Source organism: Microvirga puerhi, assembly GCF_020089865.1.
GTDB classification, from domain to species: Bacteria; Pseudomonadota; Alphaproteobacteria; order Rhizobiales; family Beijerinckiaceae; genus Microvirga; species Microvirga puerhi.
On sequence record NZ_JAIRBM010000004.1, the window covers coordinates 261,093 to 284,627 of the forward strand.

At 61.0% G+C, this 23,535-nt stretch carries 21 protein-coding genes; 5 read left to right on the forward strand and 16 right to left on the reverse strand.

The window, feature by feature from the left end; all coding sequences use genetic code 11:
- Positions 1 to 232: 232 nt before the first annotated feature.
- Positions 233 to 1,261, forward strand: a complete 1,029-nt coding sequence (locus K9B37_RS07480) for an ABC transporter substrate-binding protein (protein WP_224312440.1) — start codon at positions 233 to 235, stop codon at positions 1,259 to 1,261.
- Between the two features lie 48 nt (positions 1,262 to 1,309).
- Here K9B37_RS07480 and K9B37_RS07485 read toward each other — a convergent pair whose 3' ends face one another.
- Positions 1,310 to 2,401 (reverse strand): flavodoxin family protein, encoded by a 1,092-nt coding sequence (locus tag K9B37_RS07485; RefSeq protein WP_439651696.1) that lies wholly within the window; start codon positions 2,399 to 2,401, stop codon positions 1,310 to 1,312.
- A 59-nt stretch (positions 2,402 to 2,460) separates the two neighbouring features.
- Positions 2,461 to 4,161: an adenylate/guanylate cyclase domain-containing protein gene (locus tag K9B37_RS07490; protein ID WP_224312442.1), complete on the reverse strand. Its 1,701-nt coding sequence runs from the start codon at positions 4,159 to 4,161 to the stop codon at positions 2,461 to 2,463.
- Between the two features lie 202 nt (positions 4,162 to 4,363).
- On the opposite strand from K9B37_RS07490, the gene otsA reads away from it, so the two are divergent.
- Positions 4,364 to 5,779, forward strand: a complete 1,416-nt coding sequence (otsA, locus tag K9B37_RS07495) for an alpha,alpha-trehalose-phosphate synthase (UDP-forming) (RefSeq protein ID WP_224312443.1) — start codon at positions 4,364 to 4,366, stop codon at positions 5,777 to 5,779.
- A 200-nt stretch (positions 5,780 to 5,979) separates the two neighbouring features.
- Positions 5,980 to 7,410, forward strand: coding sequence for a cardiolipin synthase (gene cls / locus K9B37_RS07500; RefSeq protein WP_224312444.1), 1,431 nt, complete (start codon positions 5,980 to 5,982; stop codon positions 7,408 to 7,410).
- A 180-nt stretch (positions 7,411 to 7,590) separates the two neighbouring features.
- Here the strand turns inward: cls and K9B37_RS24770 are convergent, their stop codons facing one another.
- From K9B37_RS24770 to K9B37_RS07525, 5 genes are all read right to left on the reverse strand, one after another.
- Positions 7,591 to 8,049, reverse strand: coding sequence for a calcium-binding protein (locus tag K9B37_RS24770; RefSeq protein WP_305072138.1), 459 nt, complete (start codon positions 8,047 to 8,049; stop codon positions 7,591 to 7,593).
- A 110-nt stretch (positions 8,050 to 8,159) separates the two neighbouring features.
- Entirely contained in the window at positions 8,160 to 8,369 is a 210-nt protein-coding gene (locus K9B37_RS07510) for a hypothetical protein (protein ID WP_224312445.1), read from the reverse strand.
- 212 nt (positions 8,370 to 8,581) lie between these two features.
- Complete coding sequence (groL, locus tag K9B37_RS07515; RefSeq protein WP_224312446.1) at positions 8,582 to 10,216, reverse strand: chaperonin GroEL; 1,635 nt, start codon at positions 10,214 to 10,216, stop codon at positions 8,582 to 8,584.
- Positions 10,217 to 10,266: 50 nt separating this feature from the next.
- Positions 10,267 to 10,557 (reverse strand): co-chaperone GroES, encoded by a 291-nt coding sequence (gene groES / locus K9B37_RS07520; protein WP_224312447.1) that lies wholly within the window; start codon positions 10,555 to 10,557, stop codon positions 10,267 to 10,269.
- A 177-nt stretch (positions 10,558 to 10,734) separates the two neighbouring features.
- Complete coding sequence (locus K9B37_RS07525; RefSeq protein WP_224312448.1) at positions 10,735 to 11,580, reverse strand: DMT family transporter; 846 nt, start codon at positions 11,578 to 11,580, stop codon at positions 10,735 to 10,737.
- Positions 11,581 to 11,794: 214 nt separating this feature from the next.
- Between K9B37_RS07525 and K9B37_RS07530 the strand changes: the two genes are divergently transcribed.
- Both K9B37_RS07530 and K9B37_RS07535 read left to right on the forward strand, forming a co-directional pair.
- The gene (locus tag K9B37_RS07530; RefSeq protein ID WP_224312449.1) at positions 11,795 to 12,571 is read left to right on the forward strand and encodes a L,D-transpeptidase; all 777 of its coding nucleotides are present in this window, start codon (positions 11,795 to 11,797) and stop codon (positions 12,569 to 12,571) included.
- Between the two features lie 493 nt (positions 12,572 to 13,064).
- Entirely contained in the window at positions 13,065 to 13,394 is a 330-nt protein-coding gene (locus K9B37_RS07535) for a DMT family transporter (protein ID WP_224312450.1), read from the forward strand.
- Between the two features lie 23 nt (positions 13,395 to 13,417).
- Here K9B37_RS07535 and K9B37_RS07540 read toward each other — a convergent pair whose 3' ends face one another.
- The 9 genes from K9B37_RS07540 to K9B37_RS07580 all read right to left on the reverse strand — a co-directional run bounded on the left by K9B37_RS07540 (position 13,418) and on the right by K9B37_RS07580 (position 23,535).
- Positions 13,418 to 14,008 carry a YdeI/OmpD-associated family protein gene (locus K9B37_RS07540; protein WP_224312451.1) on the reverse strand — a complete coding sequence of 197 codons (591 nt, stop codon included), beginning with the start codon at positions 14,006 to 14,008 and terminating at the stop codon, positions 13,418 to 13,420.
- Positions 14,009 to 14,131: 123 nt separating this feature from the next.
- The gene (locus K9B37_RS07545) at positions 14,132 to 14,872 is read right to left on the reverse strand and encodes a DUF2076 domain-containing protein (RefSeq protein ID WP_224312452.1); all 741 of its coding nucleotides are present in this window, start codon (positions 14,870 to 14,872) and stop codon (positions 14,132 to 14,134) included.
- A 141-nt stretch (positions 14,873 to 15,013) separates the two neighbouring features.
- The gene (locus K9B37_RS07550; protein WP_224312453.1) at positions 15,014 to 17,008 is read right to left on the reverse strand and encodes a methyl-accepting chemotaxis protein; all 1,995 of its coding nucleotides are present in this window, start codon (positions 17,006 to 17,008) and stop codon (positions 15,014 to 15,016) included.
- A 173-nt stretch (positions 17,009 to 17,181) separates the two neighbouring features.
- Positions 17,182 to 17,760, reverse strand: a complete 579-nt coding sequence (locus tag K9B37_RS07555) for an NUDIX hydrolase (protein WP_224312454.1) — start codon at positions 17,758 to 17,760, stop codon at positions 17,182 to 17,184.
- A gap of 196 nt (positions 17,761 to 17,956) precedes the next feature.
- On the reverse strand, positions 17,957 to 18,688 hold the full coding sequence (aqpZ, locus tag K9B37_RS07560) for an aquaporin Z (RefSeq protein WP_224312455.1): 732 nt from the start codon (positions 18,686 to 18,688) through the stop codon (positions 17,957 to 17,959).
- Positions 18,689 to 19,135: 447 nt separating this feature from the next.
- Positions 19,136 to 19,579, reverse strand: coding sequence for a CBS domain-containing protein (locus tag K9B37_RS07565; protein ID WP_224312456.1), 444 nt, complete (start codon positions 19,577 to 19,579; stop codon positions 19,136 to 19,138).
- A 370-nt stretch (positions 19,580 to 19,949) separates the two neighbouring features.
- Positions 19,950 to 21,458, reverse strand: a complete 1,509-nt coding sequence (locus K9B37_RS07570) for a hypothetical protein (RefSeq protein WP_224312457.1) — start codon at positions 21,456 to 21,458, stop codon at positions 19,950 to 19,952.
- 97 nt (positions 21,459 to 21,555) lie between these two features.
- Positions 21,556 to 22,908: a glycolate oxidase subunit GlcF gene (glcF, locus tag K9B37_RS07575; protein ID WP_224312458.1), complete on the reverse strand. Its 1,353-nt coding sequence runs from the start codon at positions 22,906 to 22,908 to the stop codon at positions 21,556 to 21,558.
- A 9-nt stretch (positions 22,909 to 22,917) separates the two neighbouring features.
- Positions 22,918 to 23,535, reverse strand: coding sequence for a DUF2585 domain-containing protein (locus tag K9B37_RS07580; RefSeq protein ID WP_224312459.1), 618 nt, complete (start codon positions 23,533 to 23,535; stop codon positions 22,918 to 22,920).

The window sequence follows — 23,535 nt, forward strand, 5'->3', positions numbered from 1 at the left end:
ACCACACCCTCTCGTTCCTCCCTAGACTTAGCCGGGCTTTGCGCCCGGCTTTTTTTTGTTACCACACGCAGCATAGCGGTGCGCGCGATTATCTTATCCAATCAACGACGGCGTAGGACGGCCGCTTCGCACGATTGTTTTCCTGCATGATGCTTGACAATGCCCCGTCTTGTCTCCTTCATCGTCAGCATTATGAGCCGGCTTATAATTCCGGCGGTTCGGGAGGAAACCTATGCGTTCGTCGTTTCTTGGCCTGTCTCTGCTCGCCGTCACTTGCCTCACGCCCCTTGCGGCGCAGGCGCAGGCACCGCTGACGATCTATTGCTCGATCTTGGAAGAGCAGTGCCGTGCCGGCGTTGCCGCGTTCGAAAAGGCGTCAGGTGCCAAGGTTACGATGGTGCGCAAGAGCACGGGCGAGACGCTGGCGCAGATTCGCGCCGAGGCTTCCAATCCACGTGCCGACGTGTGGTGGGGCGGGCCTGGCGACTCGCATATCCAGGCGGCAGAGGAAGGATTGACGGCTGAATACAAGTCTTCCGCGCTGCCTCAGCTTTACGACTGGGCGGCCCGTTTCGCCGAGCAGTCGGGCTATCGCTCAACCGGAACCTATCTCGGCGCCCTCGGCATCGGCTACAACACGAAGGTCCTCGCGAGCCGGAATTTGCCCGAACCGAAATGCTGGGTGGACCTGCTCGATCCCAAATATCGCGACGAGGTTCAGGTGTCGGATCCGAACTCATCCGGAACGGCCTACGTCTTCCTTGCGACGCTCATTCAACTCATGGGCGAGGACAAGGCTTTCGACTACATGAAGAGCCTGCACAAGAACATCAATCAGTATACGAAATCTGGCGCCGCGCCCGTGAAGGCCGTGGCTCTCGGCGAGACCGCTATCGGCATCGCCTTCATGCACGATATGGTGACGATGATTGCCGATGGTGCTCCCGTAAAGACGGTGGCGCCCTGCGAGGGCACGGGATATGAGACCGGCTCCGTCTCCATCGTCAAGGGTGGCAAGAATACGGAAATGGCCCAGAAGTTCGTGGATTGGGCCTTGTCCGCCGACGCGCAGAAGCTCGTCGGCGCAGATCTGAAGATCTACTCTATTCCCTCGAACAAGAACGCTCCGGTCTCACCGGACGCGCCCAAGCTCTCGGAAATGAAGCTGATCAACTACGACACGGCGAAGTACGGGTCCGTCGCTGAGCGTACGCGCCTGCTGAAGAAGTGGGATGCGGACGTGAAATCGGCACCCAAATAGTCCTTCAGAGATCGAATCGTCCTGGCGCCGCGCACAAGCGGCGCCTTTTCATTTCTGCCGCGGCGGTTGCAGATCGCGACCTGCGGCCAAAAAGGCTCCCTTCCGCTTGTCGTGGACGGCCTCGAGAAGAGTACGCGCCGCATTGCGGACCTCTTCCTGAACGGCGAGATCACGATCAAGGTCGTCGTGGCTCGTGGCATAGGGTTGCCAATAGCCAATGTAGCGGTCGAGCTCCGCCGTCGGACCTGCCGGGATGAGATCCATGTCGGCAAGCCAGTCTGCGATGCTGCGCCGGACGTTCTCGACGCCAGCCGCATCGCCGTGCACGACAACGGAGAAAAGTCGGCCCGCCAGATGTTTGGGGTAGTCCCAGCCTTCCAGTTCGATCTCCTTGGCACGCTTGGCATCCTTGCCGTGCGTTCGTGTCGGATCCGGATTGCCGCCATCGGCGCAGACGAGCCGGTCCATCATCAGCTTCAGAGGTGACGTGGCTTGATACCAATTCACGGGCGTGACGATCATGATTCCGTGCGCCTGAACCCATTTCGGATAGATGTCGCTCATCCAGTCCTGCGTCTGCCCCAGGGAGTAGTTGGGATAGCAGGAACAAGGCCAGTGGCAGAGAGCCGCCGCCGTCGAGAAGCACGATTTGCACGGATGGATGTGACGCCCGTATTCCGCTGCAAGTCGACTTAACTCCAAGACCTCTACGCTCATGTTCGGATCAGCGTCGAAAATCTCGCGCGCTAAATTGACGAGGCGATATGTTTTTGACATCTCGCCTGGACAAGTATGCTCGCTACGGGCCGACGAGCTGACCAGCAAGATGCGTGTGGGGCCGCTTTTGTCCTCATATCGCTGCTGTGCAGCGTGAATCGCCTCCCGTGTGATAATCCAATCAATGGCGAGATCGTATTCGGGATCTGCGAAGCCAGGTCCGGCCTTGCGTGTCCGCGGGCTCTTGCGGGAGTGGGAATATCCATCCCAGGCAGCGGCGGCAACGCGTGCGAGTTCATCGGATAGCGCATCGAAGGCGGGGTCTTGAAACTGACTCAGGAAGCGTCTGCGAAACTCCTCCTCGGTCAAAGTGGGATCCGGCGTGCCTTTTCGCGGCTCAGGTGCGGGCACGATATCCTCCATGCTTTGAATCAGAAGCACGCGGTGGAACGTGGTCCTTGTTCCGTTTGTTCCGGCGACTCTCAGACACGCAGCGGGTCAGACGCGACCGAACCGACATCGCGAATAATCCAGGCGTCGATGGGGGCCGCTCGCCCGCGCACGGACGCCGTCTGTCGTTCGTGGCCCTCTAAAGCGAGGCCTGCCAGATCCGCCAGATCCGCAGAAATGACGAGCGCCGCATCGAGCTCCTTGGCCAAGCCTTCGAGGCGGCTCGCCGCGTTGATGGTGTCGCCCACTGCGGTCAGCGCCATGGCTTGGCCATAGCCCATTTCACCGATGATGGCGGAGCCGGCGTGAAGGCTCACGACGACTCGGAGGGGGCGATCAAGCTCGCTCGCGTAGAGCCTGTTGAGCTGATCGACGCCCTCGAAGATCCGTAAGGCCGCGGAGAAAGCCTGCCGGGCTGCGTTCTTCGCCGATCCGCTGAGCCCGAAGAGCGCCAATGCCCCGTCGCCGATGAACTTGTCGAGATGCCCACCGGCGCTTTCAATCGCGTGACCCACCGTCTCGAAATAGCGGTTGAGCAGAAACACCGTATCGAACGGAAGACGTGTCTCGCTCAGGCGGGTGAAGTCGCGCAGATCGCAGAACAGCACCGCAATTTCCCGCTCCTGTCCATGTCCTGTGGTGTCGGAATTCGGAGTTTCGACGCGCAGGACATGGCTTGGAGACAAGACCGGAATGACGGACAGATCGTGCGTCGGATGCAGTTGGCAGGCCAAACGAACGTCTGGTGCTGCCTTGATCCGACGCAGAGTTGCGGCTTCCTGCGCGGTCGGCTCGGGTTGCGCCTCGAGACCGCGGACGATGCGAACGCGGCAGGTGGAGCAACGCCCCCGGCCGCCGCAGGCGGATTGATGAGGAATGCCGGCGACCCGGCTCGCCTCAAGGATGCTGAACCCCTGCGGTACCGATACCACATCGATTCCAGGATAAGTGATCCTTATCCGGATCGTCCGATTGCGATAGGAGCGCAGAGCACGCGCGACAAACGTGGCGCCGATCGATGCGGCAAAGCCGAGGAAAAGGCCTTGTCGGATATCGACGAGCAGAGCGGCCTCTTGCGCTGGCGGCTGCGTCAGCGGGAAACGCCCAGGGGCGTCGATGATATCCCGGCCGGCCTCTACGTAACCAAGGAGCGCGAGAACGGGGATGAGGAGCGCGGCCGAGTAGAGAAGCAATCCATAGCGTGAGAACCACGTCTTGGAGCGGAGCCAGAACCACACACCCAGGCAGCCGTGGAACCAGGCAACCACCAGCGCAACCGCCTGCCGGACGCCGTTGACGGGCGCCGTGATCCACAAACCGTGCAGCACGTCCGGATAGCCCGCTTCGAGTCCTGTAACTGCCCACTCTACGCGCGTGCCGACGACATGCGGAACCAGGAGGAACGGCAGGGACAGACCGAGAGCGAGCTGCGCCGCTTCTCGAAACGGCATGCGCAGCGTCTCGTGGCGATAAAGGGCCACCAGAGCGAGACCGTAATGCACGAATACCGCCCCATAGAGCAGGAGCGTGCCGAGTGGGTTGCGCCATACGAGATTGAAGATGCGGCGTCCCTGTTCCATCGCCGGGATGGAAACAAGGCCGAAAGCATGGTTGGTGAAATGCGTCACGAGAAACGCCAGAAGCACGAGGCCCGCCGCAAGACGGATTTCGCGCAGACCAATTCTGCGGGATCCGGCTGGAGAAGAAGCGAGGGTCCGGTGTTGCGTATCCATCGCACACTGATCTCTCAAACCTATATAATATTCCAGACGGGCACCGCGTGTATCACGGCCTCTTGATGCTGCGCCTCAGTTCCATATCCACATATGAACAAGGAATTGCCACGCTTAAGGCTGTCATCCCGGCTTATCGCCCTATTTGGTTCGCAAGCGTTCCTTTCAGGCGCGGTGCGCCATGAAGCCGTGGAGAGTTGTGTTGCCTCGCCTTGTTGTTGTTTCTAATCGCGTCGCCATTCCCGACCCGACCGGCAAAGGCTCGGCCGGTGGTCTCGCCGTTGCCCTGAAGGAAGCTTTTCAGGCCTATCAGGGCCTCTGGTTCGGCTGGAGCGGACGAGTGTCCAGTCATCCCTCCCCAGAGCCGAAGATGGTCGACAAGGGCAATGTTCATTACGCTCTGATGGACCTCGCGCCCATTGATCGCCAGGAATATTATAACGGATTCGCCAATCGGGCCTTGTGGCCCAACATGCATTATCGCCTCGGCCTGTCGGAATTCTCCCGAGCGGACTATGCCGGATATCTGCGCGTCAATCGCAGCTTCGCCAATGCCCTTGGGCAGATGATCCGCCCCGACGATCTGATCTGGGTGCACGACTACCATCTGATCCCGCTGGCGGCGGAGCTTCGGGCACTGGGGGTCACGAACCGGATCGGATATTTCCATCACATTCCCTGGCCCGCGCCGGAGGTCTTCGGAACCTTGCCGGGCAGCCGGGAGCTGTTGCGCGCCATCGCCGATTACGATCTCGTGGGCGTGCAGACCGATCTTGACGCCGACAATCTCCGTCGCGCCATCGTTCAGGAGGTCGGCGCAACCCAGCAAGGGGTGGAACTCACCACCGCCAACGGTCACCAGACCCGGGTGAAGGGCTTCCCGATCGGCATCGACGTCAAAGGTTTTCAGCAATTGGCGCGTCGTCCCCCGACGCATCGCATCGTGAAACAGACACTCGCCAGCCTCGTTTCGCGCAACCTGATCATCGGTGTCGACCGCCTCGACTATTCAAAGGGCATTCCGGAGCGGATGGAAGCCTTCGAGCGCTTCCTCGTTGCCAATCCAGACCAGCGCGGCCATGTGACGTTCCTGCAAATTGCGCCAACGAGCCGCAGCGAGGTCCCTGAATATGTCTCCTTGAGCCGTGCAACGAGCGAGACTTTGGGGCGCATCAACGGCTCTCTCGGAGAGCCAGGCTGGGTCCCAATCCACTATGTCACGACGGCCTATCCACGGTCCGTGCTTGCGAACCTCTACAGGATCGCCCGCGTCGGCCTCGTGACGCCAATGCGTGACGGGATGAATCTCGTTGCCAAGGAATATGTCGCAGCACAGGATCCGGAGGATCCGGGCGTCCTGGTCCTATCCAAGTTCGCCGGGGCCGCCCAGCAGCTGACGGACGCTCTCATCGTCAATCCGAACGACAAGTTCGAAGTGGCCGAGGCAATCCGGGATGCCATCCACATGGATCGGGACGAGCGCAAGGAGCGCTGGCGGCGCATGATGAAGGCAATCCAGGATTACGACGTGTCCTGGTGGGCAGCCTCGTTCCTAAAGGACCTGAGCGACTACAGGGGAATGAGCAAGGTGCGCAGCCGTATCCCCGTCGGACAATAGGAACGGGGCGCACTGCCACGCCTCGGCGTGCCGCCAGGGGCCGATCATCGTCTCGATCGTGCGTCGGAGAAGCTGGACAGGCGGGCCTCAGCCTGATCAAGATCCGAGATGGCTCTGTACGAACCTCTTGATTGGCCTCTTCAGGCGCGCGATCCGATCGGGCGGCAGCATCTTGTCCTGATCCACGCGCGATGGCCTACATGAACATTCTCGGTCACCTGGGCACCATCTACGTCGTCTCCGAGTGGATCATCCGCCTCGTCATGCTGATCGTGGTTCCCTTCCGGCGCTCTCCGGAGGCGGCGAAAGGATGGCTGCTGTTCGTCTTCTTTCTCCCGTGGCCGGCGCTGGTGCTCTATCATATCATCGGTCGGCCAAATTATCCACGCTGGCGGCGCGAGCGCTTTGCGAAGCTTCCCAAGGCGTTCGAGGGCGTTACGGAGCGCATCAAGACCCTGACGGCTTACCAGGAGCCAGAGTTACCCGAAAACCTGAAGCAGGCGGCAACGCTGATCCAGAATCTCGGGCGCTTTCCCAATGTCGACGGCAACAGCGTCGAGCTCCTGTCGTCCTATGACGGATCGATCGCTCGCCTGGTCGCGGACATCGAAAACGCGACGGGACATGTCCATCTGCTTTTCTATATCTTCGCGGACGATCGGACTGGCTGGAGCGTGATCGACGCGTTGGCGCGGGCTGTCGAGCGCGGCGTGGCATGCCGGGTTCTGATCGACGCCCTGGGGTCGCGGACATGGGCGCCGCGCGTGCTCGACGCTCTCAGGCAAAGGGGTGTCGCAGTTCATCTCGTTCTGCCCTTCGGCCTCCTTAGATGGAAAACGGCCCGTGCGGACCTGCGCAATCACCGCAAGATCGCGGTAATCGACGGACGCATCGGCTATGTGGGATCGCAGAACATTGTCGATGCGGACTTCAAGCCCGGCATCGTCAATCAGGAGATGGTGGTCCGCGTCACCGGCCCGGTGGTACTCGAGCTGCAGGCGGTCTTCGTCGCCGACTGGTTCCTCGAAACGCAGGAGGTCCTGGAGACGCCCGATCTGTTCCCCTCCCCTGTTCGGACGGGCCACGTGGTGGCGCAAGTCCTGCCGAGCGGGCCGGACTATCCGGAGGCTGGCATCGGACAGCTGATCGAGGCGCTGGTCCACGGCGCGCGGCGTCGCGTCGTCATCACCACTCCGTACTTCATTCCCAACGAAGGGTTGCTCCACGCCCTCGGAACCGCCGTGCTGCGCGGCGTAGAAGTTCATCTCGTCTTGTCGAAGCCGGCCGACCAGATCCTCGTCAGCCTCGCACAGCGCTCCTACTACGCAGAGCTTCTCGCAGCCGGGATCAGGATCCATCTCTATCGGGACAAACTTCTGCACGCCAAGCACATCAGCGTCGACCGCCGTGTGTCGCTCATCGGGTCGAGCAACGTGGACATGCGCTCGTTCGTTCTGAATTCCGAAGTAAGCTTGATCCTCTTCGATCGGGAGGCGAACACCGAATTGCGCGCGGAGCAGGAGCGCTACTTCGCCGCCAGTGAAGAGCTCTCCCTCGACACCTGGCGCGCGCGGCCGCTTACTCGGAAGATCATCGAGAACATCGCAAGGCTTGTGAGCCCGCTGCTGTAGCGCATCGCTCGCTCTCCGTAGGCACTGCCCGTCGCATCGTGACGAGCAACGAAGACGTTATCGTCGCGTCCCGTGCAGCGCCGGACATTGTCGGGAACGTCCGACAGAAACCATCCACAGCCGAGGAGTACTGCTCCGAACACTCCTCTGGAACAGCAATTTCTACGATTGAGTGAAAGTTCAGACGATTAGGAAATCATCCGCAGAGAGATGGATCCCGGCTTTCACCTGAGCAAACTTCACCGCCGCATATTTCGTGCCTGAGCCATCCGCATCGTAGTACAGAGTTCCGGTCTTATCGTTGAAGATGATGCGTTCGCTCTTCTTGTGAGCCTCGGCTCCGGTCCAGAATGCATCCTTCGACAGGACACCCTTGTGGATCTTGCTGAAGATCGCTTTCGACAGCCTGATCGTATCGTCGGCGTGAGAAAAATCCACAATCCGATCCATGTTCTTGGCACCAAGCTTGGTGCTGAAGGCGAAGGTGTCATGCCCTCCGCCGCCCGTTAGCGTATCAATGCCGGGCCCGCCGTTGAGCCAATCGTCTCCTGCCCCACCCTTCAGCACATCCGCCTTCTTACCGCCGGCTCGGGTAAGAGGGGCGACGGTCGTGGGAGCGGTTGCAGGTTCTTCAACCATCTCCGGGGCCTCTCCTATGGGAAGCGAGATCACCTCCGAAAAGTCTATCGGGGGAAGACGGATTACAGGGTCCTCGAGCATCCCCGGAAACTCTTCTATGGGAAACGAGATCACGTCCCCAGTCGGCGGGAGTGGGGGATCGAGATCACGTCCGGATCCACCTCGATGATGAAGGTGCGGTCGATGGAGGCTCCCTGCGGATCGCTCGCGCACACTGTGATGGTGCGGTCGACGAAACCGCTCCCAATGACAAGTTCGCTTTCGCCTTCACCGTAGACAGGCGGCAGAGGATTGACGGGATCAATCACGCGGACGGTCATGGCCGCCTCATAGATCAGGAACTTTAACTTATGATACGTAATTTAATAATACAACTTCGATCTATTGCTGGCCTAAGCAAAAAGCCCCGGAGTTTCCTCCGGGACTTTCCGTTAGGTCGGTAGTTTGCGGGACTAATTTAGAAGTCCATGCCGCCCCTCAAGTCCGGCTTACCGGACTTGAGCTTCTTGAGTGATGGGCGGCTTTTATGGACTTAGAAGTCCATGCCGCCCATGCCGCCGCCCGGCATTGCCGGGGCAGCTTCCTTCCGCGGCAGCTCGGCGACCATGGCTTCGGTCGTCACGAGCAGGCCAGCCACCGAGGCGGCGTCCTGCAGAGCCGTGCGCACGACCTTCGCCGGATCGACGATGCCGGCCTTCAGCATGTCAACGTACTCTTCCGTCTGCGCGTTGAAGCCGAAGGTGTCGGACTTGTTCTCGTTGATCTTGCCGACCACGATGGAGCCTTCGACACCGGCGTTCTCGACGATCTGACGGATCGGAGCCTCGAGAGCGCGCAGGACGATGTTGATACCGGCCTTCACGTCAGCGTTGTCGCTGGAGAGCTTGGAGACCGCAGCCTTGGCGCGGAGCAGAGCCGTGCCGCCGCCGGGAACGATGCCTTCTTCAACCGCTGCGCGGGTGGCGTTCAGAGCATCGTCAACGCGATCCTTCTTCTCCTTCACCTCGACTTCCGTCGCGCCGCCGACGCGGATCACCGCGACGCCGCCTGCGAGCTTCGCCAAACGCTCCTGGAGCTTCTCACGGTCGTAGTCCGAGGTGGTCTCCTCGATCTGCGCCTTGATCTGACCGACGCGGGACTCAATGTCCTTCTTCTTGCCGGCGCCGTCGATGATCGTGGTGTTCTCCTTCTCGATACGCACGCGCTTGGCGCGGCCGAGCATGGGGAGCGTCACGTTCTCGAGCTTAATGCCGAGGTCTTCGGAGATCGTCTGGCCAGCGGTGAGGACAGCGATATCCTCGAGCATCGCCTTACGGCGATCACCGAAGCCCGGAGCCTTCACGGCCGCGATCTTCAGGCCACCGCGCAGCTTGTTGACCACGAGGGTGGCGAGAGCCTCGCCTTCCACGTCCTCGGCGATGATGAGCAGCGGCTTGCCGGTCTGCACAACGGCCTCGAGGATCGGCAGCATCGCCTGGAGCGAGGACAGCTTCTTCTCGTGGATGAGGATGTAGGGATCCTCGAGCTCGGCCACCATCTTCTCGGCGTTGGTGATGAAGTACGGCGAGAGATAGCCGCGGTCGAACTGCATGCCCTCGACCACGTCGAGCTCGGTCTCGGCGGTCTTGGCTTCCTCGACGGTGATGACACCCTCGTTGCCGACCTTCTGCATGGCATTAGCGATCATCTCACCGATGTCGCTGTCGCCGTTGGCCGAAATCGTGCCGACCTGGGCGACCTCGTCGGAGGACTTCACCTTCTTGGCGCGGGCCTGGATGTCCTTCACGGCCTCGGCTGCAGCAAGATCGATGCCGCGCTTGAGGTCCATCGGGTTCATGCCAGCGGCCACTGCCTTAGCGCCCTCACGCACGATCGCCTGAGCGAGAACCGTTGCGGTCGTCGTGCCGTCGCCGGCGATGTCGTTGGTCTTCGAGGCGACCTCGCGCACCATCTGGGCGCCCATGTTCTCGAACTTGTCGGCGAGCTCGATTTCCTTGGCGACGGTCACGCCGTCCTTGGTGATGCGGGGAGCGCCGAAGCTCTTCTCGATCACAACGTTGCGGCCCTTCGGGCCGAGGGTGACCTTCACCGCGTCAGCAAGGATGTCGACACCGCGCAGCATCTTCTCGCGGGCATCGGAGGAGAACTTAACGTCTTTGGCAGCCATGGGCTTTGCCTCCAGTTACTTGGAAAACGAATGGGGAGAAGGACGGCCGCTTACTTCGCGACGACGCCCATGATGTCGGATTCCTTCATGATCAGGAGATCCTGACCGTCGATACGCACCTCGGTGCCGGACCACTTGCCGAACAGCACACGGTCGCCGGCCTTCACGTCGAGGGCAACGATCTTGCCGCTCTCGTCACGGGCGCCGGGTCCAACGGCGACGACTTCGCCCTCTTGCGGCTTTTCCTTGGCGGTGTCCGGGATGATGATGCCGCCCTTCGTCTTCTCTTCGCTCTCAAGGCGGCGGACGACGACGCGGTCGTGCAACGGACGGAACTTCATGGAACTTCCTCTTCGACTGTTAGCGTAGCCCCCAATGGCCACGTCCTGGTCTTGGCTGTTAGCACTGTCGGAGATCGAGTGCTAACGCTGATCGCGAGATAAGGACAGCCGTTCGGGGAGTCAAGACTCCCAAAAAGGATAGCGTAAACATCCTGCTCCTATGGAAGACCAGCAGCCTCAGCGGCGGGAGGTCAGGAGGGCCGCCAGGACGATGAGGGTGCCGCCGCCCATCGTCGCCCAGGTCGGGATCTCGCTGAAGACCCCGTAGCCGATCAGGGCGGCCCAGATGAGGGCCGTATATTCCAGTGGCGCGAGGCGCGCTGCCTCGGCCTTGGCATAGGCGGTCGCCATCAGGACGTGGCCGATGACGCCAAGCACGCCCATCGACATGAACCAGGCGAGATGGGGCCAGTTCAGGGGCTGCCAGACCAAAAGGGCGAAGGGCAGCACCAGGATCCCAGGACCGACATTCTGGAAGAACACGATATGCATGAACTTGTCCCGCTGGGCTCGCTGGCGCAGGAGGACGAGGCTGAACGCGTAGGTGACGGCGGAGAGCAAGGCCGCCCCTACGCCGGACCAGGAGCGCGCGGCCTGAGCTCCTTCGGATTGCCCGAGGACGACGACGAGGGTGCCTCCGAAGCCGACGGCGATCGCCAGGAGGATTCGGCTATCGACCTTCTCCCGCAACAGGAGCAGACCGAACAGGGCGATGAACATCGGCGACAGGAAGGATAGAACCAGCGTTTCGGCAAGAGGCAGCTGACCCAGGGCATAGAAGAAGCTGACTGCCGTAACGACAGCGGCCACCGAGCGCATCAGGTTCGCCGTCACGGTTTCCCGGGATGGCCAGCCCGGACGCAGGACAGCAACCACGCCCGTCGCGATCAAGGTTCCGCAGGCAAAGCGCAGAAAGGCGACCTGGAAGATCGGATAATGGGCGGCCATCCCCTTGATGACCGCATCCATGACGGACAGGACCGCGATTCCCGCGGTCGCGCGCAAGGCGGGACCGAATTGCATGATATCTCGACGATAAAGGAAAGGCGTCGGAAGCACGCCTTCATGAGTTACAGCGGCTCATAGCGCAATCGCACGGTGTAATCACCAGCGGTTTTCGCCTGTTGACAGGAATGAAAGCCGATTTCTCTTCCCATTCCGCCGATTTTCGCGGAAACAATCGGCGTGCTTTCCGTTATGTCAGGAAATGCCAAAGCTTAGACGACAGGATGCTCCGATGCGCTCTCTGCTTCCTTGCACCGCCGCCCTTCTCTTCCTCCTGCCCGCCGCGGCCTCAGCGCAGCCGGCCGGCTATTATGGCGTTCCGCGCGACGCCTACGGCAATCTGCTCGTAGTGCCGTCTAATCCCGGCTATGTTCCAGGCTACAGTTATCCGCCGGGCTATCCGCAGGACGGGTATCGGGAAACCTATCCGAGCGTGACCCGGCCAGCCACACGCGTCGAGGTCTATCGACAAGTTGATCCGATGACGGGGGCTGCCTATGGCCGCGCCTCCGCCTCGCTCCCGGAGGCCGATTTCGGCACCGAGGGCGGCTTCGACTACGCCATCAAGCCACAGTTTCAGCGCCAGATCGTCGCCTATCAAGGAGGCGAGAGGCCCGGGACGATCATCATCGACACGCCGAATCGCTACCTCTACCTCATCCAGGCCGGCGGACGCGCGATCCGCTACGGCATCGGCGTCGGGCGCCCCGGATTCGAATGGGCCGGCCGCAAGACGGTCAGCATGAAGCGGGAATGGCCCGACTGGCGCCCGCCGAGCGACATGCTGAGACGCCGGCCAGATCTCCCGAGACATATGGAGGGCGGCCTCGACAATCCACTCGGCGCCCGCGCGCTCTATCTCGGCTCATCCCTTTACCGCATCCATGGCACCAACGAGCCTCATACGATCGGCCACGCGGTCTCGTCCGGCTGCATTCGCATGCTCAACCAGGACGTGATCGATCTCTACAATCGGGTGCCAGTCGGCGCGCCGGTCGTCGTCATCTGATCCTTGCCCTAATCTGGCGACGTGAGGCCGGACAAGCAGTCCGGCCTTTCTTCTGTCTGCGCCATCTGTCATGTTGCTATTTTGTTCCAAATTCGACCCGAGAATCTACCTCTTCTGAATAATGTTACATGTTTAATTGGATCAAATCTGGAACAAAAGATAAATATCATGACAACAAAAACGATGAATTATACTGTAAGAGCAAATATACTATATAAATAGATAGGGCAATTTACGTAAAATTTCCCGACCTTCTTCATAAATTACCCTCTCTATTTATAGAGCAAGACCAGCAAACATTGCCAATTGGCAATTTCGGATAACGTAAGAGACATCCCGAAAGGGGTAGAATTTCAGAGAATATCAATCTGCTCTCGATGATCGACTTAAAGTTGAGGCCACCGCGTCACGATCATGATGGCCATCCAAGGTCTTCCGACAAAGGTCGGACCTGCGTTATCAGGGGATATCTCTTTTCCTCCCCCGAGGCTTCATGACCTACGCTTATCTGCTGATTGCGATCCTCAGCGAGGTCGTCGCAACATCCGCCCTGAAGGCATCCGAGAGCTTCACGCGCCTCTGGCCCTCGATCATTGTCGTCATCGGCTACGCGATGGCGTTCTTCTGTCTATCCCTAACCTTGCGGACGATTCCCGTCGGCATCGCCTATGCGCTCTGGTCCGGCATCGGGATCGTACTCATCGCGCTTGCCGGCTGGGTCCTCTATCGACAGGTACTGGACCTGCCGGCAATCCTCGGCATCTGCCTTATCCTGGCCGGGGTTCTCGTCATCAATCTCTTCTCCCGAACCGCAGGGCATTAAGACGATAGGACCGGAAGGCGAGCTCAGTTCTTGGGTGGATAAACTGTCCTGCCCTCCGCGAGCATCGACACGAACTTCTCGATGCGCGCAGTCCGTGTCTTTTCCGTCTTCGCATCGTGGATGCGGTAGAGGACGGCATATCGGTTTGCGCCCTTGAGTGTCGCGAAGAAGGCCTTTGCGGCGGGCTGCGCATCGAGCGCCGCTGCGAGATCAGCCGGCACTTCGATCCGGCTCTGGGATGCGTAGGCAGCATTCCAACGGCCATCTGCTTTAGCGGCTTCGATCCGTGCGAGGCCTGCCGGCTTCATGCGTCCTGCAGCGATCAGTTTCTCGGCCGTGTCGACGTTGTTCTGCGACCACTTGCTCTTCGGCCCGCGCGGCGTGAAGCGGATGAGCCAGAACCGCTCGTCGAACCGGTCGAGTTGCCCGTCGATCCAACCATGGGCAATCGCTGTCGCAATGGCCTCTGGTTTGCCCACGCTGGCAACACCGGAGGATTTCTTCGCGAACTTAATCCAGATTCCGGAGGAACCGACACCATGTGCGACGAGCCAATCGTCCCATTCCGTCTGTGACGCGAAGGAGAGGACGGGCAGCCCCTTATGTATACTCATGGTGCGCTCCGATTGGACGGCTCGGTCGAGCGAAACCGCCCACCGGAGAGTAGACCAAATACGGCAGTGTCAGAGTCCGAACATTTCGACCTGACCCGTTTCGTTTCTCGCCTTGGTGGCCGACTAGACCCAATCGCCCTCGTCGCCGCCATCGCCGTCCGCATCCCAATCATCCGGAGGAGGCTCGTCATCCTGCTGATTGGGGTAGAGCGCGTCCGTAATTCCGGCATTGCCTGCATTGCCGCTGCTGTCGCTCCCCGGCGCATTGTCGAGCCCAGCGAGAGCTGATCTGTCGCCGAAGGCGCTTTGGGCCCCTGCTCCCGCACCTCCGAAGGCATGGGAGAGAGCATTGGCGATCACCATGCCGCCGGCCACGCCAGCCGCTGTTGTGAGCGCGCCGGACAGGAAGCCGCCGCCACGCTGCGCCCCGCCCCAGGGCCCAGTCCCTCCCATCATGCCACCCTGCGGTCCACCGAAGGGCTGCTGAGGATAAGGTTGCGGTTGAGGTTGCGGTTGAGGCTGAGGCTGAGGCTGCCCCCAGGGCGAAGCCTGCCGCGGCGGCTCGCGATAGGCCGGCTCGGGTGCAGACGGCCCGCCCCCGAAGATCCCAGATAGGAAACCGCCCTGCGGTGGCTGGCGCCGCTCGTTTTCGAGTTCGAATCGTAGAGCCTCGTTTTCGGCATGAAGCTTTGCAAGCGCCTGCTCTTGAACGAAGATTGCCTGCGCCATCGCGTAGGGTGCGTAGGGTTGCCGGCGGATATTCTCAGCGATGAAGGCCTCCGCCTCTGGATCGCGCGGCTGGTTGGCCACCTGCTCCAGACGACGGAAAATATCGGCAATGACCTGGCGTTCCTGGTCGTTCATGACACGTCTCCTTCACACGCCTCGCGCGTTGGACGAGATGTATGCACGACGCCAGAGTTTTTTAGAGGGGTGCTCTCGTCAACTTGAGCGGCAAACGCCCGGAACGAATCCGGGCGCTCCAAAGAGAGTCGGTGCACGACGTTAGGCAGCCCTAACGTTGTCGAGGAACTGCCCGATCTCCGTACCAAGCCGCTGCGCCTGCTGCTCCAGGGCAACAGACAGATCTGCGACGGACTGCGCTGCCTCGAGAGACCGTACCGCCACCGCCTCGGTGGCCTGGATTGCGATGGCCCCCGCCTGCGCCTCGCTCGATGCCTGAGAGACGGAACGCGCGATCTCCGACACGGCAGCCGTCTGCTGGCCGACAGAAACAGCCACAGTCGAGACCACCGAAGCCAGATCCTCGACGCTGCCCTGAACGCTGCCAAGAGCCACCAGCGTATTGCGCGAAGCCTCCTGCACTGCCTCGATCTGACGGGCGATATCCTCAGTCGCCCGCGTCGTTTGCGCGGCGAGGGTTTTCACTTCCTGAGCTACGACCGCAAAGCCCCTGCCCGCCTCGCCTGCACGGGCAGCCTCGATGGTGGCATTGAGGGCGAGCAGATTGGTCTGTGCCGCGATGGAGCGAATGAGGCCGGCAACCTCGTCGATCTGCGACGTCGCCGTGGACAGAGCCGCCATGCTGCTCGACGCACCGCGCGCCTCCACAACAGCCTTCTCCGACGCCCGCGTCGATGCGTTCGTCTGGGCCGCCACCTCCGCGAGCGACGCATCGAGCTCTTCAGCGGCGCTCGCCACGGCAGACACGTTCATGGAAGCGCGGCCCGTGGCATCACCCGCCATTTGAGCCTGCTCCGTGACGCGATGTGCCGACCCCTGAAGTTCGCCCGCGGCACCGGCCAATTCGCTGGAGGCTTGACGCACCTCGGCCAGGATCTGGTCGACGGATGCATCGAAGGCGCTGATCGCATGAGCAATCGCGCCCGCTCGTTCGGACTCAAAGGATGCCATCCGCTCGCGCTCGCCTGTCAGGCGCTCGCGTTCACGGGCATTGTCGCGGAAGACCAGCACCGTACGGGCCATCGCGCCGATCTCGTCGGAGGCCTTCGTCGAGGGGATCTCGGCCATGGCGTCGCCGTCCGCGAGCCGCTGCATGGCTTGCTGAAGGCGTGTTAGCGGCAGCGAAATCGACCGGCCTACAAGGATCGTCAGCACAAGGCCCAGCGCGAGGGCGCCACCCATGACCCAGAGAATCTGAGCGAAGGTTTGCTGCTGCGACGCGATGAGCTCAGCATCGGCCTTGCCGGATTCCGCCCGAACCTTTGCAAGAAGCTGCTCGAGAGTCGGTACGAGGAGCTCGAACTGACCCATCAGATGTTCGCTCTCTCCAGAGACCTTCTGCTCCAGGTCCGCCCAGGCTGCGAAAGCCTTCTGGTAGGTCTCGCCGGCTTCCTCGAGCTCTGGCTTGGCCTCGGCTGCCTCGCCGTTCAAGCGCCCGAGCGCCCGTGAGAAGCGGCCCTGCTCGACATCGAAGTTGCCGAGAATCGTCGTATCCTCCAGAGAGTCGCGCGCACGGGCCTCTTGCAGGAACATGCCGAGGGCTGCAGCCCACAGGCGTTGTCCGTCCATCTCGCCGCTGCTGGCAAGCGGTCGCACAAGTTTCTCGAGATCGGCCTGCGCCTTGAGAAGGTCGCCTCGGGCGCCCTGGTCGGCCTGATAGCCGATCTGCAGATAGAGGCTGTCGAGGATCTTGGCCTGCTGGATGAGCCCCGTGGCTCTCTGGACGAGTTCAGCCACTTCCGGTCCGACGAGGACAGCGCCGCGCGCAGCGTTCATGGCAACGAGCTGCTCGACCAAAGCGCTATGCTGGTCGCTGAAGGCTTGGCTCAGATGGCCCAGGCGAGATGCCGTCCATTCCCGCGCGGTGACCTTGAGGGCATCGGCTCGGACCCGGAATTGATAGGCCTTGTCGGCCAGCGCCGAATAGGTCTGCTGGGCTTCGAGTGCACGATCAACACCGGCGCGCCCGCCTTGGAACATCACTGCGACCGTGCCGAACCCTAAGATCATCACGACGCTCAAAACCGCCACGCGCACCCGCACCGATGGCCATCGCAACCGAGCCAGAAATGCCATTGCCGAACCTCCGCCTGGGATTACGGCGGACACAATGTCGCCAAATTCGTTAACGATGACTTAGCGTAATACGAAGGTTATATTTGCGATCCACGAAGTAATACCGGCGAAGACAGGTCATTTACCGCAAAGGACTTCAAGAACGATTATCCGACGGCATCCCGGTCTTGCTGTCACGGCTTCAACAGCCCCGTCGCCATCATGTTCGCTAGGGCCGTGGGCGTGATGTCCCGCAGAGCCGACAAGGGATGCCAAGCTGCCTGATCGACCTCGGCGAGGTCCGGACAAAGTACTGAATTCCGACGGGCCCGTACCACATAGCGGATATCGTGGTGCCAGTGCTCGGGCTCATTGCGCGAGGGGCGCGCCGGAATCGGATGGCTGTCGATATCGATGGGACTGCCAGTCTCCCGGTGCCATGGATCGAGGGCCAGGTCCGCTAGGCCCGTCTCCTCCGCAGCTTCTCGAAGCGCCGAGTCCTCAAGGTTATCGGGGGCTTCATAATGGCCGCCGGGCTGCAGCCAGCGACCGAGAGAGCGATGGTGGATCAGAAGCGTGCTTTTCCCATCGCTGTCGATGATCAGGGCCGAGGTCGTGATATGCCCTGGAAAGGTATGGCGGGAATGGATGTCGTCCCCCGCCACGATCTGCTTCCGCAACAGCGCATGATCCGATGTGGGCCGGCCGAAACGAACGGCGTGTGCATCAAGGAGGCTGAGGACCATCCGCCGGAACGCCGCAGGATCGAACATCGCGGATACCCCTCGCCCTTCGGAGGCGATGGATGTCGCCTTTTCCCGTTCGGCCGTTTTTACAGTGGGCTCGCGACATGGCAACCGGCATCACCCATCCGGACCTGTAGATATTCACAGGTCGGCGCGTGCCTCGTCGGTCAGGGCGAACCTGACCGAGCGATCTGAAAGAGCCTAGCCTCTGCGGCAGCGCGTTTCAGTGTGCGGGCGCCTTGGGCATGCCTGTCACCATGGCGGCGGGCTCCTCGCTGATCCAGCGGTAGAAGAGCCCGCCCAGCACGCCACCGAGCAACGGTGCGACCCAGAACAGCCAAAGCTGCCCCAGCGCCCAGCCGCCGACGAAGAGCGCGGGACCCGTGCTGCGTGCCGGGTTGACCGAGGTGTTGGTGATCGGAATTCCGACGAGATGGATCAGCGTCAGCCCGAGCCCGATGGCAATCGGTGCAAATCCAACCGGCGCCTTGCCGTGCGTGGCACCCATGATGATGAACAGGAACATCATCGTCAGCACCACTTCCGCCAATAGGCAGGACATCAAGGAGTATCCTCCAGGGGAGTGCTCACCGTATCCATTGGCGGCGAAGCCCTTTGCCAGGCTGAACTCCGCAGACCCACTGGCGATCAGGTAGAGGACTGCCGACGCGACGATCGCTCCGATCACCTGGGCGACGATGTAAGGGAGAATATCTTTCGCCGGGAAGCGCCCGCCGGCGGCAAGCCCGAGTGTAACGGCGGGGTTCAGGTGGCAGCCCGAGATGTGCCCTATGGAATAGGCCATGGTTAGAACGGTCAGGCCGAAAGCGAGCGCCACGCCCAATAGCCCGATGCCGACCTGCGGAAATGCTGCCGCGATGACGGCGCTACCACATCCGGCAAAGGTCAGCCAAAATGTACCAACGGCCTCGGCACAATACTTACGAAAGTCCATGCGATCCTCCCTCCACGATGCATCCATGGACAGCACAGCGCCCAATGAGCGGGAAGGCCTCTGACCGCTCCCGTTTCACGGCGCGACAGTCACACGGCACTCAGCATTTCGGCAGTAAAGCTCTCTCCGAGCTCTCGGGAACACTTTCCCGAACGCTGCCTGTCGCGCGGGAAAATTCACAAACGACAACGCGAATTCATAAGCTCCCGAGCATAGTAAGGAAGAAAACTGAATTTTGACAAGCCCTGCAATGTAGAGCGTGGCCGTGGTGCTATTTCACGCAAGTCTAAACACCTCAGTGGAGGACTTCTTGCTGCCCTTTCAACCGACGAGCGAACCTCGATGCAAGGATAGTATCCAACTTCTCAGGTCGCGTTGGAATGCCTCTCCCTTCACGGCGGTGGTTTGGGGCCACCGTCGGTGGCCCCTCTATTGAGGCGCAGCTGCTCAGGCGTGCTGACCTGTCTGGCAGTGCTGGCCACCCGGCTGTGAAATGCCGGCAACAGCGGCGCCGACCTCGCGGCCCCCATTGGACTTTGCCATGTCACCGAGCGAGACGATGCCGACGAGGCGCTTGTCGCGGTTCAACACAGGCAGACGCCGCACGCGGATCTCCGCCATATTACGCGCGACCTCGCGCGTATCGTCGTCCTCGTAGCAGTACTTCACCTCGTCCGTCATGACGTCCCGGACGGAGGTATCCGCTCCCCTGCCCTGGGCGACGGCGCGCACAGCGATGTCGCGATCCGTGATCATACCGACCAGGCGATCGCCCTCGCGCACTGGGATAATGCCCGCATCGAGTTCAGCCATCATGCGGGCCGCGTCCCGAATGGTCTGCGTAGGTTCGATCAGACGCACATCGTGCTTCATGACTTGGCTGACTTTCATGAGCTCCTCCTCATGCTGCGCCCCCGTCATATCCGCCCCTTTGTGGTTTTCCGGGCTTTGCCTGACGCGCTATCACACGTCGTGGACCGTGCCGACCTGTCGTCCGATCCGATGCTTTAAGCTTTTGATTTTTAGCATCTTTTTACGCAAACTGGTTCCCACGTTTGCGTTCGATGCCTAGGCAAATACGGGCGCTGCGGGAAGCACCGGCGAAACGGGTCATTCTGCATCGCCATCGCAAGGAACACCGGCCGGGATGACAGGACGACACCTCAGGCCAGAACAACACAAAACTCATTGCGAACGACTGAAATTGTCCGCCGCGAATGGGGTTAATCTGTGTTGGCCAACAGCATGCCGCCCCGCAGATCTATTCCGCGTCCGATGACTTGAGTGGACGGACGTTGGTTTCCACTTCCAACTCGTCCTCGTCGAAGAGCATCGGGTCTTCTTCCTGCGTGTCGAGGCGGGTCTTCTTGCGCAGCGAAACGTACTTCTTCTGGATCTTGATCCGGCTCTCGCGGGCGATCTCCAGGGCGCCTTGAATGAGGGAGCGCTCGGCTTTCTCGTTCTGCAGCTCCTCCATCAGGCGACGATTGGCAGATTCGAGTGTGCTGCGGTCCTGCTCGAAGCGCTTAGTGAGCTGATCGATGCGTTCGCTCAGACTTGCGACCTTGTTGTCGGCGCTCTCGATCTGGAAGTCCTTGGCGGCAATCGCCTTATTGAGCATTTCAACGCGCTCCTGCAGCTCGATACGAGACCGCTGGAGCTCGTTGACCATGGCGACCTGCCGCTCGACCTCTTGTTGCGTGGCCTCCAGGCGCCGTTCCACCGTGTTCTTCTCGATGGTGGTTTCTTTCAGGTTGCGCTCGACGCCGCGCAGGGCCTCGTTCTTGTCGCGCAGCTGGTCGCGGGTATGCGCCAGGATCTTGTCCGTGGCGGCAAGGCGCGAATTGAGGCCCTCGATCTTCATGTCCAGGGCGGAGAGATCGGTCTGGTGAGCAGAGCGCTCGGAATCGAGCTGAGTCTCCAGCCGCTGGCGCAGGACTTGCTCGCTCATGAGCTTGGTCTCAAGCTCGGAAGCCCGCTGACGCGTCGCCTCCAGCTGCGTTTCCAGCTCGCCGTAACGATTGGTCAGGCTCGAAAGGCGGTAATTCTGCTCTTCAGCAACCTTCTGAAGCCGCTTCACCTCATGATCGAGGAGGCCGTTGCGCTCACGGGTCTCGATGAGCTCCCGCTCCGCACGGGCGACGGTCTGGTCCGCCTCTTGAGCCTCGAGCCGCAGCGCCTGGTTCTCTTCCGTGATGTTGCGCGCGCGCTCCGTCTCGATGGTGAGCTGGTTCTCAAGATCCGCGACGATCGCCTCCTTGTCCTTCACATTGAGGCGAAGGTCTTCGAGGAGCGATTCCTGTTCCCGGGTCTTGGCCTCGGCCTTACGCAACTGCGAGACAGTCGCCGAGAGATCGTCCGTCATACGGGCGTGAGAGCTGGAGAGCTCGGACAGTTCCCGGCGCAGTTGCACGGTCGTGTCGGTTTCCTGGCGCAAAACGGCTTCAGTCTCCAGGAGGCGGGACTGGAGCTGCGGATAACTGCGGATCAGGTCGCTCACCGGCTCGCTGAGGAGTGCAAAATCGTCCTTGAGGCTGCGAATTTCCTCGAGCCGGTCGATCATGTTGGCAAAACGGACACGGATCAGCTCGTTTTTCTGCCCGACGGAATCGAGAGCTCCGTTCGGACGGACGATGATCGGCTCGTCCTTGATCGCAGGCGCCGCAACGGCAGAACCTGACGATACGTCAGGCTCCTGCGACAGTGCCAAGACGGCCTCTTCCGGCTTTTTTCCGAAACGGTTCTTGAAAGGCATCCAACCGGACGACACGGCCGCCTCCTCTGATCCAGGACTTCCCTTTGGGCCCTTTTACCTCAGAGGCGGCGAGAACGGAAACGGAATTTCATGACGGAATATTGTCTCATGCTCATTCCGCTGCTGTAGCGACGAGCGCCGGGCGCTTGGCGAAACCGGATGCCTCAAGCGCTTCCGGCATTGGTCCACCGGTCGCCCAATCGAGAAGCTCGACCGTATGGACGATTGGGATGGCCGTGCCTTTCCCGATTTGGGTCATGCAGCCGATATTGCCGGTCGCAATGAGGTCCGGCTGCGTACGCTGGATATTGGCGACCTTTCGAGCCCGCAACTGGGCGGCGATTTCCGGCTGGAGCAGGTTGTAGGTGCCAGCGGATCCGCAGCAGATATGCCCTTCCGGCACGTCCTTCACCGTGAAGCCCGCCTGTTTCAGAAGGGTCTTGGGCTCTGTGCGGATCTGCTGTCCGTGCTGCATCGAGCAGGCGGAATGATAAGCGACCACGAGATTTGTCTCGCGGGTTGGCGCCATGAGCTTCAGGTTCGTCACATATTCCGTAATGTCCTTGGCGATTCCGGAAACCCGTGCAGCCTTCTCCGCATAGTCCGGATCGTTCCGGAACATGAAGCCGTAATCCTTGATCGTCGTTCCGCAGCCGGACGCAGTGATGATGATCGCATCGAGCCCCTCTCCGTCCATCTCGGCGATCCAAGTATCGATATTGCGCTTGGCGAAGGCATGCCCCTCCTCCTCGCGTCCCATGTGGTGAACGAGCGCGCCGCAGCACCCCTCCCCCTTGGGCTGAATGACCTCGACGCCGTGCCGGTTGAGGAGCCGTACCGCAGCTTCATTGAAGCCGGGCTTTAAGACAGGCTGGGCACATCCGGCAAGGATCGCCACGCGGGCGCTCCGCTGTCCCTGCGGCTTGAAGACACCCGGTCCGTCAAAAGGCGAGCGGGCCGGAACATGCGCCGGGGCCAGATCGATCATCGCCCGCAGACGGTGGCCGAACAGCGGAAGCGAGCCGATCAGACTCTGGAACGGCTTGGCAAGGAGCGCCACGCCGATCGCCATGCGGAAACGATGCGGATAAGGCAGGATCGCCGCCAGGACCGAACGCAGAAGCCGGTCGTGCCAGGGCCGTGTATAGGTCGCCTCGATATAAGCGCGGGCGTGATCGACGAGATGCATGTAATGCACGCCCGAGGGGCAGGTGGTCATGCAGGACAGGCACGACAGGCAGCGGTCGATGTGCTTCACCACCTCGGGCGTTGCGGGCTTTCCTCCCTCAAGCATGTCCTTGATGAGATAGATGCGTCCACGGGGCGAATCGAGCTCGTCGCCAAGAAGCAGATAGGTCGGACAGGTCGCGGTACAGAAGCCGCAATGGACGCAAGTTCGAAGAATCTTCTCCGAACTCGCCATTGCCGGGTCTTTAAGCTGATCGGGTGTAAAATTGGTCTGCATAGGTTCAACTCAACTGCCCGCCTGCCATTGGTTAATGGCCTCGATGGGATAGATCAGCATGATGATATTGAGGGTGAGATTGTCGCGAATCCAGTAGCCGACAATCACTTCCATGAGAATCGCCACAGTCACGGTCAGCCATACGGGCCAGATTCTGGCCAGCCAAAACCCCATCGACATCATCAGGATGTCGGATACGGAATTGATGACGCTGTCGCCGTAGTAATCCAAGGCAATGTTGGTCGCGCGATAGCGTTCGATGACCATGTTGGTGTTCTCGAGGATCTCCCAGGCGCACTCAAGCCCGAGAGCGATGAGGAAAGCGACACCGAGAGGAAGCGGCTTGCCGCGCACGATACCGATAAGCCATGCGCCCATGTAGAATAGGAAGCCGTGAATGACGTGCGAGAAGGAATACCAGTCGGTCAAGTGCTGGGAATTGCCCGAATCCATCACGGTTCCGTGCCACAGCTCGACGGTGCCGCATTTGCAAATGGGCGTACGCCCCATGGCGAGCAGGATCGCAGCCGTAGCAGCAACGAGCACAAGGCCAAGAGCCGCATAGATCCAAACCTGCCTGGAATCCTGGAGGACCTTTCGCGACGTAAGGACGGCACTGTCCGTCAT